This window comes from Cupriavidus sp. Agwp_2 (genome assembly GCF_040784895.1).
Classification (GTDB): Bacteria; Pseudomonadota; Gammaproteobacteria; order Burkholderiales; family Burkholderiaceae; genus Cupriavidus.
The window spans coordinates 438,460-454,497 of record NZ_CP088085.1 but is presented as its reverse complement, the minus strand read 5'-3'; the positions used below and the strand labels follow the sequence as shown (position 1 = coordinate 454,497).

Annotated in this window: 17 protein-coding genes and 1 pseudogene; 12 read left to right on the top strand and 6 right to left on the bottom strand. The window is 66.7% G+C overall.

All coding sequences use genetic code 11. The features are described from left to right. The first annotated feature begins 38 nt into the window (after nt 1-38). The 3 genes from LPA45_RS32400 (at nt 39) to LPA45_RS32385 (ending at nt 2,758) form a co-directional block, all read left to right on the top strand. Complete coding sequence (locus tag LPA45_RS32400; RefSeq protein ID WP_317922317.1) at nt 39-1,553, top strand: thymidine phosphorylase family protein; 1,515 nt, start codon at nt 39-41, stop codon at nt 1,551-1,553. Between the two features lie 203 nt (nt 1,554-1,756). After that, nucleotides 1,757-2,221: a universal stress protein gene (locus LPA45_RS32390; protein WP_116323487.1), complete on the top strand. Its 465-nt coding sequence runs from the start codon at nt 1,757-1,759 to the stop codon at nt 2,219-2,221. A 51-nt stretch (nt 2,222-2,272) separates the two neighbouring features. Continuing rightward, nucleotides 2,273-2,758, top strand: a complete 486-nt coding sequence (locus tag LPA45_RS32385) for a carboxypeptidase regulatory-like domain-containing protein (RefSeq protein WP_116323486.1) — start codon at nt 2,273-2,275, stop codon at nt 2,756-2,758. A 97-nt stretch (nt 2,759-2,855) separates the two neighbouring features. Here LPA45_RS32385 and LPA45_RS32380 read toward each other — a convergent pair whose 3' ends face one another. After that, a complete protein-coding gene (locus tag LPA45_RS32380; protein WP_116323485.1) occupies nt 2,856-3,395 on the bottom strand; it encodes a flavodoxin family protein in 540 nt (179 codons plus the stop codon). Between the two features lie 233 nt (nt 3,396-3,628). On the opposite strand from LPA45_RS32380, the gene LPA45_RS32375 reads away from it, so the two are divergent. The 8 genes from LPA45_RS32375 (at nt 3,629) to LPA45_RS32340 (ending at nt 9,656) form a co-directional block, all read left to right on the top strand. After that, nucleotides 3,629-4,081 carry a universal stress protein gene (locus LPA45_RS32375; protein ID WP_116323484.1) on the top strand — a complete coding sequence of 151 codons (453 nt, stop codon included), beginning with the start codon at nt 3,629-3,631 and terminating at the stop codon, nt 4,079-4,081. 39 nt (nt 4,082-4,120) lie between these two features. After that, complete coding sequence (locus LPA45_RS32370) at nt 4,121-4,399, top strand: DUF1488 domain-containing protein (RefSeq protein ID WP_317922322.1); 279 nt, start codon at nt 4,121-4,123, stop codon at nt 4,397-4,399. Between the two features lie 471 nt (nt 4,400-4,870). After that, a complete protein-coding gene (locus LPA45_RS32365; RefSeq protein ID WP_317922324.1) occupies nt 4,871-5,710 on the top strand; it encodes a universal stress protein in 840 nt (279 codons plus the stop codon). 1,052 nt (nt 5,711-6,762) lie between these two features. Then, complete coding sequence (locus LPA45_RS32360; RefSeq protein WP_317922325.1) at nt 6,763-7,116, top strand: hypothetical protein; 354 nt, start codon at nt 6,763-6,765, stop codon at nt 7,114-7,116. Between the two features lie 71 nt (nt 7,117-7,187). Next, the gene (locus LPA45_RS32355) at nt 7,188-7,874 is read left to right on the top strand and encodes a dienelactone hydrolase family protein (RefSeq protein WP_317922326.1); all 687 of its coding nucleotides are present in this window, start codon (nt 7,188-7,190) and stop codon (nt 7,872-7,874) included. 106 nt (nt 7,875-7,980) lie between these two features. Continuing rightward, complete coding sequence (locus tag LPA45_RS32350) at nt 7,981-8,313, top strand: YqjD family protein (RefSeq protein ID WP_116323479.1); 333 nt, start codon at nt 7,981-7,983, stop codon at nt 8,311-8,313. A gap of 44 nt (nt 8,314-8,357) precedes the next feature. Beyond that, complete coding sequence (locus LPA45_RS32345) at nt 8,358-8,822, top strand: ribose-phosphate pyrophosphokinase-like domain-containing protein (protein WP_158577757.1); 465 nt, start codon at nt 8,358-8,360, stop codon at nt 8,820-8,822. Nucleotides 8,823-8,840: 18 nt separating this feature from the next. Then, nucleotides 8,841-9,656 (top strand): TraR/DksA C4-type zinc finger protein, encoded by an 816-nt coding sequence (locus tag LPA45_RS32340; RefSeq protein ID WP_317922329.1) that lies wholly within the window; start codon nt 8,841-8,843, stop codon nt 9,654-9,656. Between the two features lie 72 nt (nt 9,657-9,728). Here LPA45_RS32340 and LPA45_RS32335 read toward each other — a convergent pair whose 3' ends face one another. From LPA45_RS32335 to LPA45_RS32315, 5 genes and pseudogenes are all read right to left on the bottom strand, one after another. Continuing rightward, nucleotides 9,729-9,971 (bottom strand): hypothetical protein, encoded by a 243-nt coding sequence (locus LPA45_RS32335; RefSeq protein ID WP_116323476.1) that lies wholly within the window; start codon nt 9,969-9,971, stop codon nt 9,729-9,731. Nucleotides 9,972-10,014: 43 nt separating this feature from the next. Continuing rightward, nucleotides 10,015-10,680 (bottom strand): SagB/ThcOx family dehydrogenase, encoded by a 666-nt coding sequence (locus LPA45_RS32330; RefSeq protein ID WP_116323475.1) that lies wholly within the window; start codon nt 10,678-10,680, stop codon nt 10,015-10,017. A 184-nt stretch (nt 10,681-10,864) separates the two neighbouring features. Beyond that, on the bottom strand, nt 10,865-12,394 hold the full coding sequence (locus tag LPA45_RS32325; RefSeq protein ID WP_116323474.1) for a bifunctional aminoglycoside phosphotransferase/ATP-binding protein: 1,530 nt from the start codon (nt 12,392-12,394) through the stop codon (nt 10,865-10,867). Between the two features lie 95 nt (nt 12,395-12,489). Then, nucleotides 12,490-12,717, bottom strand: a pseudogene (locus LPA45_RS32320) (lecithin retinol acyltransferase family protein); the annotation flags it as partial. A 92-nt stretch (nt 12,718-12,809) separates the two neighbouring features. After that, nucleotides 12,810-15,110 carry a heavy metal translocating P-type ATPase gene (locus tag LPA45_RS32315; RefSeq protein ID WP_116323473.1) on the bottom strand — a complete coding sequence of 767 codons (2,301 nt, stop codon included), beginning with the start codon at nt 15,108-15,110 and terminating at the stop codon, nt 12,810-12,812. 482 nt (nt 15,111-15,592) lie between these two features. On the opposite strand from LPA45_RS32315, the gene LPA45_RS32310 reads away from it, so the two are divergent. After that, nucleotides 15,593-16,033, top strand: coding sequence for a universal stress protein (locus LPA45_RS32310; RefSeq protein WP_116323472.1), 441 nt, complete (start codon nt 15,593-15,595; stop codon nt 16,031-16,033). Nucleotides 16,034-16,038 lie beyond the last annotated feature (5 nt).

Sequence of the window (16,038 nt, the reverse complement as noted above, 5' to 3'; positions counted from 1 at the left end):
GTTTTGATCCCGTAATTTCCGGCCGACACGGCGATGTCGTGGCCGCCGCCGCGTCCCGCGAAGTTGGGGCGCTGGTGTTCCGGCCGCTCGAGATCGATACGTGGCAGGAGCATGTCATCTACATGCATCCGGATTGCCCCATCTGCCGCGCCGAGGGCTTTTCCGCGCAGGCGCGCGTGCGCGTGCAGATCGGCGACAGGTCGTTGATCGCCACGCTGACGCTGCTGGGCGCGCCGCTGTTGAGCATGGGCGAAGCGAGCCTGTCGGTGAGCGCGGCACGGACGCTGGCGGCACGCGCCGGCGATGTCGTGCATGTCACCCATGCGCCCGCGCTGGAGTCGGTGCAGGCACTGCGTGCCAAGATCTATGGCTGCCACCTGGACAGCGTCCAGCTCGACGGCATCATCGGCGACATCAGTGCAGGGCGGTACGCCGACGTGCATATTGCCGCATTCCTCACCGCTTGCGCGGACGGTCGCATGAGCCTGCGCGAGACCGTCGACCTGACCCGGGCCATGGTCCGGTCCGGCCAGCGCCTGAGCTGGGACCGCGCGGTGATTGCGGACAAGCATTGCGTTGGCGGGCTGCCGGGCAATCGCACCACGCCGATCGTGGTGGCCATTGCGGCAGCGGCAGGGCTGCTGCTGCCCAAGACCTCGTCGCGCGCGATCACTTCGCCCGCCGGCACCGCCGATACGATGGAAGCCCTGACCCGCGTGACGCTGGATGCGGCGGAACTGCGGCGCGTGGTGGAGCAGGTCGGGGCGGCGCTGGTGTGGGGCGGCGGCGCGCTGAGCCTGAGTCCCGCGGACGACGTGCTGATCCGCGTGGAGCGCGCCCTGGATATCGACAGCGATGCTCAGTTGGTGGCCTCTATCCTGTCGAAGAAGATTGCCGCCGGCTCCACCCATGTGCTGATCGACGTGCCGGTTGGACTGACGGCGAAGATCCGCGACGACAGCGAACTGGAGCGCCTGCATATCGCCATGACCAAAGTCGCGGACGCTTTCGGATTGAAAATCCGGATTCTGCGCACCGACGGCTCGCAGCCGGTGGGCCGGGGCGTCGGGCCCGCGCTCGAGGCGCTCGACGTGCTGGCGGTGTTGCAGTGCCAGCCAACGGCGCCCGCCGACCTGCGCGAACGCTCGCTGCTGTTGACGGGCGAGCTCCTGGAATTCTGCGGCGCGATACCGGTCGGACAGGGACGGCCGCAGGCCAGCAGTCTGCTCGACAGCGGTGCCGCCTGGGCCCGGTTCCAGGCGATTTGTGAAGCGCAAGGGGGGCTGCGCACCCCGGGGCAAGCGGTGTTCCGGCGCGACGTGCTCGCAGCTCGCAGCGGCATCGTGACCTCCATCGACAACCGGCACGTCGCGCGCGCGGCGAAGCTGGCCGGGGCTCCGCGCCGGCAGGTGGCCGGGCTGGAGCTGCATGTCCTCGCCGGCGACGAGGTTGTAGCCGGCGCTCCGCTCTGTACGCTGCATGCCCAGGCGTCCGGTGAACTGGACTATGCGTTCAGCTACGCCCTGGCGCATGACCTTTTCCGCATCGAATAGCCCGCCACACCCGGCCCTCCCGCCCAGCGGAGCGCCTTGCCACCATCCACGAAGCCTTCCTGAACATCACCTGTTGCATCCTTTGCTGGCGGCATCTCAGAAAGTTATTCTGTTAGGCCCGCTTAGGGCTTCGTTGACTGGCATCAACCCGCATGTGCTTGCGACCGCTACTTTGGAAAGAACCAGCCGGAGCCGAGGTCGCCATGTACCGCCGCATTCTCCTAGCCATCGATGGCAGCCGCTCGTCCTTAAATGCCCTGGAGCAAGCCGTGTCCATGGCGTTGGCGACCCACGCCGAGGTCAGTGCAATGTTCGTCGTCGACGACAGCGACCTGTTCTTCGAGATCAGGCCGGGTTACCGGCCCTGGCTGATGGCTGACATCATTGCCTATGGCAAGCAGGTGCTGGCACGCGCCGGCGAGCGCCTGAGTGCCGCCGGCGTGCGCTGGAGCAGCAGGTTGGCCGAGACGCCTGGCACCCCTGCGAAGGTTGCCGAAGCGATCGTCGTGGAAGCGGACCACTGGAGTGCAGACCTGATCGTCATGGGCACACATGGCCATCGCGGCTTGCGGCGCATGGTGCTGGGCTCGGTCTCGGAGCACGTCGTCAGCAAGACGGTTCGCCCCGTACTGCTCGTTAGGCAGCAGTCGGGCAACGATACGCCCTGACCGTTCGGTTCCAGTCCGCGGACACCCAACAATTCGTTCGGAGTAACGCAAATGCAGGTTTCAAGAAGCCTTGGCGTCGGCCTGTCGTCGCTGGCGATTGCCGTTGCGGCGGTCGGTTGCGCCGCTCGCGCTACGCCCGCTGGCGCTGACGTGCAGATCATGGAGCAGCACGGCGTCTCCTACGTTTCGGGTGGAGACGATGACGCTGGCTTTCAAAGCATGCTGGCCATCGCCGCGCGTTTCAATGTACGGCTGACGATGGTGGATGCCGGGCGCGGCAACCCGCTGGACGGTGCCACGGTGGTCGTGGCCAGCCAGGAGGGTCGCGCCGTGCTGCAAACTACCGCCAGCGGGCCGCTGTTCTACATGCGACTCAAGCCAGGTACCTATCGGGTCGCGGTGAGCTACCAAGGGCGGAACCAGATGCGCGACATCGTCGTCGCTGGCGAGCCGCTCGACATGACGTTCCGGCTGCAGGTCAATACGCTCGAGGACGACTGGCTGCTCTGCGGCACAACACCCTGTCCGCGTCGCTGAGCCCGCAGCCTGACAGTGTCGCCGCGGGCCGAAAACGCGCAAGTTCGCGGCGGTTCAGGACGCCTCGAAAGAGGAGCGACCGAGCCGCAAGAAGCGCTCACGTCTGGTTCGGGGACAACCAGGCGGGACGCTCGGCGTGGGCAGGCCTGGAGTCCGCGAACCGCAACGCCTGCACGAAGTCATCGATCTCGGCGGCGGTATCGCCGCTCAGCACGTCTCGTTCGAGCAGCACGAGTGCCGGCGCGGGTGTCTTTCCCGTGAGTTTGCCTATCTCCGCCTCTGCCTGGAAGCCCCCGAGCGATGCCATGACACAGATTGCCGACACGCGCGCGGCTAGCGGCGGCTTGGCGACGCTGGCGGCCAGAAAGCTGCGCATCGGGGCCGCCAGCCTGCCCATCCATACCGGTGCCAGGACCACGATATGCTCGCAGCGATCGAGGGTCGGGCCGTCGTAGCGGTACTCGACCTGGCGGTGAAAGAGGTTATCGATAACGGACCGGATGTCGCCAAGGATCCCGGCGCGGCTTTTCACGTCGGCGACCTCGGCCAGTGGCCATCCGGTCCGCGCGGCAACGGCCTCTGCCACCTGGCGTACGGTGCCGGTGCGGGAGTAATAAACAATTGCGGTTTGGGTCATCACGGGGCTCCGGTCAAGTTGGCAGCGGACGTCGCTGCTTCTGCAGCGTAGGTCTTGCGTGGCGGCCGCCATTGATGCGTATCAACTGGGACATATGCCCGCCCGCCGCGGCGGTTGGAGCATCGTGCAGCGGCTTTGACACGTATCAACAGCAGTTGCGCCGGTTGCTCTACGCTGCATTAGACAAGTCCAGACCCGAGCCACCACAGACTCCTATCACCGGAGAAGCCGCTATGTACCAGCGCATCCTTGTCGCCATGGACGGCGGCGCCGCATCGGAGCTTGCCCTGGAACAGGCCATGATCATCGCGCTCGCCGCCAACGCGGAAGTGGAGGTGGTCCATGTGGTCGATGACCGCAGCCCGTTCCTGGATGTCAGCAACCTGGATCCGGTGAGATTGATAGAGGACCTCACGACGGCGGGCGAAAGCGTCCTCGCGGCTGCCGCCAGCAGGCTTGCCGCGGCGGGCATTCGCCACGTAACGCGGCTGCTGGGCAAGCCGATGGCCGAGGGCGACGTTGCTACCACGATCGCGGCCGAAGCCAATGGCTGGGACGCCGATCTCGTTGTGATGGGTACGCACGGCCGCCGGGGAGTGCGGCGACTCGTCATGGGCAGCGTCGCGCGAAGCGTGATCACCCTCGCCGTCGCGCCCGTCCTGCTTGTTCGCGCCGAGGAGGCGTAGCAGGCGAACAGACTTTGGAGGGCATTACCCCAGAGAGCTATGCATAAAATCGACTTTGCCGGCGAGATGCCGGGTTATTGCCCGACCGGACCAAGCCTGCAGTGTGCCGCGAAGGTGGACGGCTTGCCAGCAACCTATAAGATCACTGCCGAGGCGCTTGAGGATCATTTCGGCGCGCGCTCGTACCGCAGTGAAGATTTGCTGCCGGCATTCATGAGCAACCGCAACGACATTGAACGCGTTGCGGGAGCGCTGTTCGAGATGACAGGTGAGCAGCACATCGTGCTGCACAGCGGTCATGTCCGCTTCGCGGTGTGAAGCGCACGTGGTGGCCGGCGGCGGCCGGTGCGCGCCCCACAGGAGGTCACCCATGAAAAATCGCTTGCAGTCATGCACCCCGGCAAGACGGCCAGGATGGCGCAGGCTTGCCGCCTGCGCGTTGGTGCCGTTATGCGCAGCGTGTAGCGCCGTACCGGACCCGTTGCGGCCACCGAAGCCGCGCACGCTCGCGTTGGCGTCAGGCGGCCCGGTGCAACCCGTACCTGATGTGCCCGCCAATGGCCTCTCATGCTCGCCTGGCCGCCCCGCTCAGTCGTAGCGCAGGTCAATGCCAACCGGCGCTCGCTCTATGGGAATCATAGTGGCGCGCACCAGAGCGGTAGTGGTGGTGCCAGCGGTATCGCCTATGGCGCGGACAGGAAGGTGGCTTGATGCACGACAAATCCGGGGCGGGGTGGCGATATAGATTTAAGCAAAGCCCCGTTCGGGGCTGCCTGATGGAGACAATCCATGGACTACGCAACGATCCTGGTTCATCTCGACGCCAGCCGCCGTGTGTACGACCGGCTGAACCTCGCCACCCAGCTGGCGCTGGAGTTCCAATCCACGCTGGTCGGCCTGCTTGCCGTCGGCAAGCCGGATCCCACCGCCGTGCGCTACCTAGTGGACGGCGACCGCTATCTCGCCTCCTACAACGAATGGCAGCATCAGGTCGGCGAGGGGGCCCGCCATGCCCTGATGGGCGCGACGGACGAGATAGCCGTCAATACGGAATGGCGGGCGCCGGACTGGGCCACGGCGGCGACGGTCCAGGCAGAGGCACATCGGGCCGATCTTGTCATCCTCGGACAGCACGATCCCACTGATGATGCCGCCTACGCTGAGCCCGGCTTTGTTGAATCCATCGTGCTGCAATGTGGGCGGCCGGTGCTGGTGGTCCCGTATGCGGGCCGGTTCCCGAGCGTTGGCAAGAACGTCATGGTGGCGTGGAACGGCAGCCGCGAGTCGGCGCGCGCCATCCGCGATGCGCTCCCGCTTCTGCAGCGCGCAGGCACCGTGGAAGTGGTTTCGTGGACACCATCGAGCGTTCTGAAGGGGCCTTGGGTGTCGCCCCCTCAGTATGCCGTGGACTGGCTGGCTCGGTATGGCGTGGAAGCGCAGCTGTGCACGCTTTCGGCGGGAGACGGCGATGACGTGGGCCAGATGTTGCTCTCACACGCCGCAGACCGAAATGCTGACCTGATCGTCATGGGCGCCTACGGGCACAGCCGGGTGCATGAGCTGGTCCTTGGCGGTGTCACCCGCACGCTGCTCGAGTCGATGACAGTGCCGGTACTGATGTCGCACTGATTTTTCCGCAGCGCCTCGGCGATGCGATGAAGGGAAGTGCGGTGCGGCGGCTGCTACGGAGCGGGATGGTAGGGCAAGTGCGGGAACGGAATCGGAGTAGCCTCAGGCCTACTAGCGGGACAGAGAGCCAGACAGGGCAGCAAGGTACCGGCCGTTCGCTGTCAATACTGAGGAGCGTGTCGCTCAATGGAATCCGATGAACGATGACAACGGAACACTCCGCCAGCTTGCGCAGGGTTTCTGGAGTGAGTTTCTTAGGCGTCGGCCGGCATTTCCCGTGTCCGACGGCATGTTTCCATTCGAGCCGGCTACCCGTGTCCGGTACATCGAAGTTCACGCCAGGACTTATTCTGTCTGGCGAGCTCGGGCGATAAAGGCCAGCTTTTCTACCGAGGATTTCTTCCGCGCGTGCATTCGCGTACGCGCGGCGATGTACTGATCGCTCCCCAATGGTACGGTGTGCCGGTCCGTGCCCCCCAGGTTCTGTCTTCCGGAGACACACTTCAACGCAATTGGCAGTGGTCGACCAGAAACTGTCCGCCGCCACCTCTTTTATCCGGCAGTTTGCCCGGTCGCAAAGTGCTAGGCGCAGCGCTGTGAACAAGACGACTAGCCAGTCATGCACGCCGGCCACCAGGAACCGTCGCGGTACTCAGCCATGCTGAGGAATTGCTCCGGGTGGGCCCGTTGCCGGTATTGTGCAGCGTGCTGCGGCGACCCATGTAGCCGGCATCATCCGCGGATGTCTTGCGATTGTTTGATCCAGCCCAAGTTGATAGCCGCACCAGCGCATAGCTTTAACAGTGTAGGCAAGTCGGGTTTTGCCGGGGCCAGGACGTGGAATGGTGGAAAGGAGTAGGGACGCCGCACACGCTGCAACTGGCCGTCAACCGGCATGCAGGTCAATGGCTACCGAGGCATCATGATGACAGTCCGAACGCAATCAACCAAGGTCCGACCAGTCCGCTGGAATCCGTTCCCCGTCGAGCATATGCCCGACCGCTACAAGCAGCCGGTGGCTGCCCCCGTGGTGGCGAGTTGCCCGGTCTGTCATGCCGTATTCATGCGCGGGCACCGGCAATGGCGCGCCGTACCACCGGGCGCCGCCAACTTGGTCTGCTCTGCCTGCCTGCCAGCGCATCGCTGACAAGATTCCGGCCGGTAGGTTGGCGCTGGGCGGCGCCTTCGAGGCCGCGCATCGGGCCGAGCTACTGGCGTTGGTGCGGCACCGTGAAGCCCAACTGCGGGCACAGCATCCGATGGAGCGGGTGATTGCGATCGATCGTGAGCGTCCCGCGGCATGGTTGACGGCGTTGCCGATGTCCCGCGCCAAAGGCAGCCTCGTCGTGGTGACCACGGTGCCCTGCTCCCCCGAATCGATTTCGGCAACGCCGAGACCGAACTGAACGTGCATTGGCAGAGAGCGTGACGGTGGCGAGGCCACCGGCAAGGACGGGAAGAGGGAAGGGGAAGTCTCATGGAGCACATCACCACCGAACAGGTGCGGATCCATATCGGCGATATCGCACTGCTGGGCAACCTTGCCTTGCCGGAAGCGGCATCCGGCCTGGTCCTGTTTGCACATGGCAGCGGCAGTTCGCGCCATAGTGTGCGCAGCCGTGAAGTCGCATCGATGCTGAACCGTATGGGCCTGGGCACGCTGCTGTTTGACCTGCTGACGACCGGGGAGGCCGTCTGGATGTCGAGGCGGTTCGACATCGCACTGCTTGGCGAGCGGCTTAAGGCTGCCACGGTGGCTGTAGCGCTCCTGGCGCGCGAGCGCCACCTGCGGCTCGGGTACTTCGGCGCCAGCATGGGAGCTGCCGCGGCCATCCGTGCCGCCGCTGAGCCGCCGCCGCACATGCGGATCGACGCGGTGGTATCGCGCGGCGGCCGGGTCGACCTGGCCGGCCACGAGGCGCTATGCCGAATGCAGGCGCCGACCCTGATGATCGTTGGCGAAGCGGATCCGGTGGTGCTGAAGCTCAGCGCGCACGCCACCGCGTGGATGCCATGCGAGAAGCGGCTGGAGGTGATTCCCGGCGCTTCTCACCTGTTCGAGGAGCCGGGTGCGCTGGAACAGGTCGGCAAGCTCGCCGGCAAATGGTTCTGCCAGCATTTTTCAGCGGCAGCGCAGACCGCGCCGCGTGGCCAGGTACGCTAACTGCCTGGCTGCCCCGCTGGCAGCGGACTGCGGTAACTTGAAGTTCGACTGGATTTCCATGGTGCCGTGTGATGCACGGCGATGACTCAGTGAAAAGGAGAATGACATGAACGATATTCGCGCCGAGCTCTTGCTGCACAAAGATGCACTAGCCCGTGATGCCAACACGCTGCTGGCGGATGTACAGGCGTTGTTGCGGGATGTCGCCGACGAAGCCGGCCTGGAGGCCACCCAGGCACGCGCGCAGTTGGGCGCACGCCTGCACGCGCTCCAGGAGCGCCTCGCCGAGCAACGCCAGGCGGCGCAGATGCGTGCCTCGCAATGGGTCGACACCACGGATCGTTACGTCCACGCGCATCCCTGGGAGAGCATCGGCTCCGTCGCCGCGGTCGCGGCCGTGGCCGGCGCTCTGGTCGCACTGGCCGTCACCCGCCGCTAACGCGGGCACGGCATGCCTGGATGCGAGCCTGCAAGGACGCCGTCATGGCCCCGATCGTATTCGCCATGCCCGGCAATGAACGGCAGGCCGGGCCATCGCAGCCTGCCTGCCCGGCCGCCCGGCCGGGCGAGGCCGAGGTTCGGTGCTTTCACGACGGCGAGTCCTACGTCAGGCTGCTGCAGCCTGCGGCCGGTTGCGAAGCCGTGGTGGTGTGCACGCTGGACCGTCCGGATGCCAAGCTGGTGCCGCTGCTGTGGCTCGCCGCCGCTGCCAGGGAAGGCGGCGCCGTGCGGGTTGGACTGGTGGCGCCATACCTGGCGTACATGCGCCAGGACAAGGTCTTTCGGACAGGGGAGATCGTGTCGGCACGCCATTTTGCGGCGCTGCTGGGAGCCAGCTTCGACTGGCTGGTCACAGTGGACCCGCACCTTCACCGGATCAGCAGTCTGGGCGAGATCTTCACCAGGCCGGCGATCGCCGTGCATGCCGCCCCGGCGATCGCGTCATGAATCGGCCAGGCGGTGCGCGTGCCATTGCTCGTCGGCCCCTACGAGGAGAGTCAGCAGTGGGTCGATGACATCGCCAGCCACTGTGGCGCGGACAGCATTGTCCTGGCCAAGCAGCGCTTCGGCGACCACGAGGTCAGCATCGACGCGAACGGTCTGCCCACGCCCGCTGGCCATACGCCGGTACTGGTCGACGACATGGTCTCCACCGCGCGCACCATGCTGGCGTCGGCGCGCCTGCTGCTTGAACACGGTTGCCCGGCGCCGATCTGTGTCGCCGTCCACACGCTGTTCGCAGAGGCAGCCTACTCCGACCTGCAAGCGGTCGCGGCCGACATTTTCACTAGCGACACCGTTGCGCACCATCCAACCGCATTCCCTTGGCAGAGCGCCTGGCAGCCGGCAGCCGCTGCAGGTGCCACCAGGCCCAGGAGATCCATCATGAGCAAGCTCAAAGCACAGGAAACCATCTCGCTGGCAGAGCAGCTTGACGCAGAAGAAGCGCACATCCATGCCGCCGTTGGTTCCGCCGACACGCCGATGACACCGTTGGCGCAGCGTGAGGCGCGGGACGAGGCTGACCTTGCCGACGAAGAAATCACGCAGCGGCAGGACGACGCGATGCTGGACCACTACCGCATGCAACTGGCCGACATCGCCGCTGCGCGGGCGCGGATGCAGCACGGTCAGTACGGCACCTGCATCGATTGCCAGCAGCCGATCCCGTTCTCGCGCCTGCAGGCGTACCCGACCGCGAAGCGCTGTACCGCATGCCAGCGTCGCATGAGCAACTTTATGCGTGACAGTTGGAGGATACCGGGCACCGAGGGCAACTGAGCACCTGGCGGGCTGCCGCCGTGGAAACGATGGTCGCCCCCCGGCAGCGGCCGGGAGGCTGGCGATGACCGGTTAGCGCAGGTCGTACTCGCGCATCATCTCGGTGGTGACTGCCTTGACCGTGGCCAGGCATGCCGGCGGGACTGCGGGGAAGGCTTCGATGGCCCAGTTGCAGCCGCCGTTGGCAGCTGCGTCGATACGTTGCGGCAACGGGATGTCGCAGTTGCGGCAGGCGTCGCCGAGGTCGGTATTTTCCTGCAGGCGCCGCAGAATTTCATTGCGGATCTGTTCCGCACTGCCGAGGTTCTTGATCATGTCGGTGTCTCCTGTTCTGGTAGTGGCGATCCGGCCAAGATCTCTAGACCGGCGCGCTGTCGCGCGGGGCCGGGTGCCCGATGGTCTGGGACAGGATCGGTTCCTCGTCCTCGTTCAGCGACATATGCTCGGCTAGCAGGCGCCGGTTGAGCCAGCCACGCACCACTGCTCCCAGGCCGGCCGAGGCGCAGTAGAGATAGACGTTCTGGACCATTGCGCCGGCCGCGGCGGCAGCGAAGGTCTCGCGCAGCTTGGGCGGGACGTCTTGCATCCTGCCATGGTTGGCGACGTAGACCAGGTCCAGCGGCGCCATGCCGACAAAGTCCTGGTAACCGGTCATGCTGCGCACGTCTGCCGCGCGCTTCAGCGCCAGGCAATGGTGTACCGGGTCGTAGCGGTAGAGGCCGGCGGGCAGCGCCGCGTAGACGTCGATCACCGCTTCGCCGTGTGGCGAAGGGGCCGTGCGGCCGCCGCCCTGGGAGCGGTTGACGCCCGCAGCGGCCCACAGCAGCTCGCTCAGCTGCTGCAGCGGCAGCGGCTGCTCGTCGAACTCACGGGTGCTCATGCGCTGCCACAGCGCCCCCATCAGCGGCAGGCCATTGGTGCGGTCCGGCTGTGGCAGGGCGATGACCCGCTCGCTCGTGCCGGAGGCGGGGCGTGGCAGCAGGTCTTTGATGGGGTGGTAGGGGATGCGCTTCAGTTCGTCCATGAGATGCTCGCATTTGTTGCAAAGAGCGGCGCCAGCGCTCCGCGCATGGCACCCGTATGGACGAATGTAGGCGCTGCCCCCGGCCGTGGGTTGCGCTCCGTCAAGCCGGGTCCACGGGGCGTGCCGGGAGTGGGATGCAAGCGATCCCGGGACGGCTTCGGATGATGCGGGCCGGGCCCTGGCGTCAGCCGCGGCCGGGCACAGCGCGGCACACGAAGCTGCCCGGCACGGCTATGCAAGCGCGCTCGGCTTCGGTCAGCGGATCCTGGATGCGCATCTGCCACGCCAGCACGCCGTCATCGGCATCCGACAGGTCTCCGCCCACCCGGGCACGGGCGGCGATGCGGGCGCGCAGCGTTTCAGGGCTGGCTTCGCAGGGGACGATCGTGAAGGGCACGCCAAGGCGGAGGGCTTGGGCCGCAAAGCGCTCGCGCTCGGCGCGGGCAAGGAAGGTGGCGTCGGCAATCATCGGGAAGCCCGCGCGGCAACCGAGCCGGCAGATTGCGAGCAGGCGGCGGTAGGTCCGTGCCGTTTCGCTGGCGGCATACCAGCCACCCGCGGGCATCACGCCGCGGTGCAGGCACTTGCGTACCGCGTCGGAGCGCACGCGTACCATCGCCCCGGCCTCGCTCATCTGTGCAGCTACCGTGGACTTGCCGCTGCCGGACAGCCCATGCATCAGCACCATTGGCCCGCGACGGCGGCTGAGAGACCGCCATGCCAGCGCCAGCAGCCTGCCTGCCTCGGCCTGCGCCGGCGCCATGGACGCGCCCGCGGCGTGCTGCTGGCAGGCGCGCTCCAGCAGCACGCGCGCGCGCACCAGGGCCCGCATGGCGAGATAGAAGGGCAACACAGCCAGCGCGCCGTAGTCTCCCGATTGCTCCAGGTAGCCGTTGAGCAGCCGGTAGGCCAGCGCCGGTCGGCGATAGTGCAGCAGGTCCATGACCGGGAAGGCCAGGTCGCTGATGGTGTCGGTCCAGCGCAGCGCGGCGTCGAACTCCAGGCAGTCGAATGGCGTCGGCACGCCGTCCAGCAGCACGACGTTGCCCAGGTGCAGATCGCCATGGCACTCGCGCACATGGCCGTTGCACAGGCGGGCCCGAAAAGCGCCTGTTAGCCGGGTGGCCTCGCTGCGCGCCCGCAGGGCCACGCGGCTGGTCAGATGGGAGGCCCACGCCAGCCGCCCGATGCCGTCCAGGCACTCCGCAAGCGTCGCGTCGATGCGGCCCGGCGTGCCAAAACCATTGGCTAGGGCCGCGGGCGGCTGCGCCTGGTGAAAGGCCGCAATGCTGCGCGCCAGCGCATCGATATGGCCCGGCTCCAGCCGGTCCGCAGGGATCCTTGCGCTGAGCAGGTCTTGCTGGTCGAAGCGCCGCATCCGGACCGCATGCTCGATCGGCATGCCGCTGCCGCCGATGCGCACCGAGCCGGGCGTGGGGCCCGTCACGATCGGCACCACATCCAGATACAGGGCAGGTGCGAACCGGCGGTTCAGGCGCAGCTCGGTCTCACAGTCGTCGCGGCGGGCTTGCGCGGTGGAGAAGTCGACAAAGTCGAACCGCACCGGCTTGCGCACCTTGTAGGCAAAGTCCCCGGCCAGAAAGACACGGGAGATATGTGTCTCGATGACCTGTACTGCCGGCGCTGGGTTGGGGTAGGCGTCCGGCTGCTGCAAGGCGGCCGTCAACGCCGCGTCGTCCCATTGACTCTCCATGTCCCTTGCCGCCTGCTCCCTTCCGCTGTTGTGAGTGCCACCTCAACTGCAGCCTCGGCACGCAAACTCTGACTGCCAGCTCCCCCCGCTGCGCCCTAGGCCATCACGCGTGCGGCCAGATCCTGGCCCACGATGCCAGCCGCACTACAGAGTACACCCACGATAGCCGGCAGCGCGCGCCACGGGTGGCTCAGCAACGCCTCCACTTGCTCGCTGCGGTTCTCGCCAGACGGGTACCACGTACAGAAGTGCTCGCAGTTGTTGGTAAGAAGGCGGTAATCGTCCTCTCCCAGCCGCGCAGTCGCACGCCGTACGATCTCCGCCCGGGAGTCCATGTCATTACTTTGGTTCAGCCGGAGTATCGCGCGCCGGGTAGGATTCAGCCAGGTAACATATGCGCGGTGCAGTCGCGCGCTCACTCCATCGGCGCGTCCTCGCGCAGCGCATGGAACAGCTCGTCTTCCTGCGCGCAGTGTAGCCGCAACACGGCGTCGAGCCCGTAGAGCAGCCGCTGATACTCCCTGATGCGGCTTGCGTCCGGCCCGTCCGGCGGCGAATCGTCGGCCATGTGCTGCAGCAACCGGATTACGCGGAATAGCTCGCGGTGCATCCCGCTCATCGCCGCCAGCGGATCATCGCCCCCGACCAGCCGCGCGAGCTGTGGATAGAGTTGCGCGTCATCGTGCTGTTCGTGGGGCAAAAGCGTCCCGCTGAGGGATGCGCACAAGCGGCGCAGTTCCGTGCCCGCTGCCTCGCCAGGCATGGCTGGCAACCTGTCCGCGAGGCTGCGAATCTGCTCCATCAGCGGAGCCAGCGCGGAGTGCTCCTGATTCAGGCGCTCAGCGTCGGCCGTGGACAGGCGTTCTGCCGGCACCGACGGGTCGGCGCGCAGGGCGCGCAGCGCATTTGCGATGACCAGCACATCGATGACCTCCTGCAGCAAGGCGCCGGCCAGTGGCGGCAGGTAGCCGAACGCGGCCACCGCCATCGCGACGAACGACAGGCCCATTCCGGCCATGGCGCTTTGCACGGCCAGCCGGCGCGACCGGCGGGCGGTGCGCACCGCGTCAACCAGCCGGTCAAGTCGGTCCACCAGCAGCACGACATCCGCGGCTTCCGACGATGCCGCGGCGCCGCGTGCGCCCATGGCCACGCCGACGTCCGCGGCGGCCAGCGCCGGTGCATCGTTCACGCCGTCGCCTACCATCAGCACGGTGCCGTCGTGCCGCGCTGCCTCGATCTCGGCAAGCTTCTGCGAGGGGGTGAGATTGGCATGGACCTCGGTCACGCCAAGCATCGCGCCGACCGTCTCGGCGACGTCGGGCCGGTCTCCCGTGAGCATGGCCAGCCGCCGTATTCCCGCTTTGCGCAGCAAGCGCAACGCACGCGGGGTGTCCATGCGAATCAGGTCCACGAACTGCAGTGCCCCGACCAGCACGCCGTCGACCGTGACCAGCGAGACCGAGGCGCCCTCGTAGGCCGCGCGTTGCAGCATGGCTTGGCACCAGGGCGGCCCGGCATCGCCGCCGCCGGTAAAAGCGGGCGATCCCACTGCCACCGCATGCTCGCCGACCCGCCCGGCAACGCCAGCACCGGCAGTCTCGGTCACGCCCGATGGCAGGTCCAGAGCCAGGCCTCGCTCGCGCGCCGCGGTCGTGATGGCCTCGGCGACAACATGGCCGGAGGCTTGCGCCAGCGAAGCGGCGGCGCGCAGCACGTCCGGCGCCGGCCATCCGGGCGCGCTCTCGATGGCCGCCAGGCGGGCCCTGCCGCCCGTCAGTGTCCCGGTCTTGTCGAAGAAGAGGATGCTCGCCTGCGACAACCTCTCAAGCGCGCCGCCACCTTTGACCAGCACGCCGCGGCCGGCGCAACGCGAGACCCCCGACACGATCGCCACCGGCACGGCCAGGATCAGCGGACAAGGGGTGGCGACCACCAGCACCGCCAGCGCCCGCGCGAGCTCACCGCTGGCAAGCCAGGCAACCCCGGCGACGAGCAGGGTGACAGGCACCAGCCACAGTGCATAGCGGTCGGCCAGCCGCGCCGCGGGCGGGCGCTCCGCGCGGGCGGTGCGCACCAGCCTGGCGATGCCGGCGAAGGTGCTGTCCGCCGCGGTGGTCGCCGCCACCATCTCGAACGGGGTGCCGGCGTTTAGCACACTGCTGCGCACAGCCTCGCCAGGGAGGCGCTGCCGTGGCAGCGACTCGCCAGTCAGAGCAGATTCGTCAAGCGTCGCCTGGCCCAGCAGTGCGCCGTCCACGGGCACGACTTCGCCATGCCGGACCAACAGGCGATCCCCCGGACTAACCGCATCAAGGGGAACCGCGCGCCATTCGCCGTCCTCCAAGCGGTTGGCCGACTGCGGGGCACGGCTGAGTAGGGCGGACATCTCCCGTTCGGAGCGGGCCTGCGCATAGTTCTCAATGGCCCTGCCGCTCTCGATCATCAGGGCCAGTACGGCAGCCGCGAGGAACTCGCCAAGCGCCAGGGCCAGCCCAATCGCCAGCAGCGCCAGGACATCGACGCCCGCCTTCTTTCGGCGCAGCGACTGCACGATCGCGAAGATCAGCGCGCCGGCGACGACCAGTGCGCCAGCCGCCCAGGCGAGCCTCGCGGCAACCGCTTCGCCGAAGGCAAAGAGCAGCAAGCCGCCCCCCAGCGTGCCGGCCGCGACTGGCAGCAAGCCGAGGTCGAACTTGCGAAATCCGAAATGCATGGCGAACTCGCCTCCCCAGCTGGCTCCGTTTGCTGGCCGATTCCTGCAGATGCCTCCAGATGACCGCAGATCCTGCCGCGCCGGCGGGCGGCGTGGTCCAGGCTGCACGCCCAAACGGGCACTGTGCCTGGTAACAGGGATGTTAGCCCAACAGGCACAAGGGCGATAACAGCCTTGGCCGTCGGCAAGTAGGCGGGCCCAGCCGTGGGTGGGATCGCGGTTGGTCTGCGCGACGGCTACGCCCTAGATGCGATTGACGCGGCGATCGTGGCATAAGCGACGGCCTTCATGGTGCCACGCGACCCTTACCTGATGTACTGAAAAGCTTCGATAGCAGCTGCAAATGCTGATGTGAATCAAGGCCTGCCTGCGCAACACATATACGTTAGAAGCGCGTGCTAAAGCGCGAGCGCGTCATGTAAGAGGCCGAATAGGGATTCATACCATGACGTCTTCGACAGTCATGTAATGCGGAGGATGCGATGCAGAATATTGTCCTGGCGACCGACGGATCGGCCTATAGCGATGCGGCTGCGCAATGCGTGGCGGGCCGGAAACTGTTCAGAGAAGACGTGTGCGTGCATGTCGTGCACTGCATGCCCGACGTGTCCGGCGAGGTCAAGTCTTACATCAACAAGCAGGACATCGAAGCCTGGCATGCCGACGAAAACGCCAGGGTCATGAAATCCGTGATCGATATCCTGCAGGCAGGTGGGGTGCAAACGGTCTGGCACGGCCTCGTCGGGTTTGCCCCCGAGCGCATCGTGGCATATGCCCAGTCGGTCAACGCCGAGGCCATCATCATGGGCACACACGGACGGGGTGCGTTTCTCGACGCCATCATGGGCTCGGTTGCGAGCCGCGTGATTGCACATGCGCCGTGCCCGGTGGTGCTGGTCAAGCCGAAGGCCACGCCAGCGTAGGCGCG